Origin of the sequence: Nitratidesulfovibrio oxamicus (genome assembly GCF_015731765.1) — a bacterium.
Classification (GTDB): domain Bacteria; phylum Desulfobacterota; class Desulfovibrionia; order Desulfovibrionales; family Desulfovibrionaceae; genus Cupidesulfovibrio; species Cupidesulfovibrio oxamicus.
The window spans coordinates 1-1,086 of record NZ_VRYY01000619.1 but is presented as its reverse complement, the minus strand read 5'-3'; the positions used below and the strand labels follow the sequence as shown (position 1 = coordinate 1,086).

The window sequence follows — 1,086 nt, the reverse complement described above, 5'->3', positions numbered from 1 at the left end:
GTCCCGAAGGCAAGGCGCGGTGCGCCACGGCGACGACGGCGCAGCAGCGCAACGCCGAGGAAGCCGGGGCGTGCCGCAACGCAGCCAGCGGGCAAGCGGCCCGATGCGCTAGGCCTTCATGTTGACGAACTGAAGAGGTACGCCAAACTCCTCCCCCCGCAGCAACTGGATGACTTCCTGAAGGTCGTCGATCTTCTTGCCGGTCACGCGCACCTGGTCGTCCTGGATGGCGGCCTGCACCTTCAGCTTCGAATCCTTGATCTTCTTGACGATCTTCTGGGCGACATCCTTGGTGATGCCTTCCTGGATCACCACATCGCGCTTGACCTGGCCCTTGGACGTCGGCTCGATGTCCTTGAACTCCAGACACTTGGGATCAACCTTGCGGCGAATGCAGTGTGATTGCAGCATGTCTTGCAGGGCGCGCATCTTCATTTCATCACCTGCCAGCAGGTGGATGCGCTTGTCGCCACGATGCAACTCGATTTCGGTGACGGAATTGCGGAAGTCGTAGCGGGTGTCCACTTCCTTCTTCACGTTGTTCACGGCGTTATCGAGTTCCTGCATCTCGACCTTGTTGACCACGTCGAACGAGGGCATGCGAACCTCCGGATGAAGCGTGCCGTGGGGCACGCGGATTGAAACGTGTTCTGGGGGCTGGGCGGCCTGAACGGCCCGGTCCGGCCGGGCGGCATGCACGATCCGGGCTGTGCCCTTGCCGCTGATCCGACCGAGCCGGGAAAGGGCCTTCCGATCCCGCATGAGGACACAGGATGTAGCAAAGGGCGCGCCGTGGTTCAAGCCGATTCGCGGGACGCCGAACCGGTGGCTGCGCCGGTGAGCGCTCCGCCCCCCTGTCGTTTCCGCGCGGGCCGGGGTGCCTGTGTCAGCTTGCGGACTGGGGGCCGGAGCCGCCGGAAGAGCCGCCGGAAGAGCCACCGGAGGAACCGCGCCCCCCGCCCTCGCGTCCCATGCCGTCCCGTCCTGTCTTGGGGCGCGCATCCTGTCCCGCATGCCCGGAAGTGCCGGGACCGGACTGCGACCGTGCGGACTTGGCCGCCTGCTGGCCCTGCGGCTGCGGCGTGC

General features: G+C 65.7%; 1 protein-coding gene and 1 pseudogene. Both read right to left on the bottom strand.

All coding sequences use genetic code 11. The annotated features are described in order from the left end of the window. Positions 1-108 precede the first annotated feature (108 nt). Positions 109-600, bottom strand: coding sequence for a YajQ family cyclic di-GMP-binding protein (locus tag FVW20_RS16305; protein WP_015946675.1), 492 nt, complete (start codon positions 598-600; stop codon positions 109-111). Positions 601-886: 286 nt separating this feature from the next. Continuing rightward, positions 887-1,086 (bottom strand): annotated as a pseudogene (locus FVW20_RS19845) (hypothetical protein); the annotation flags it as partial.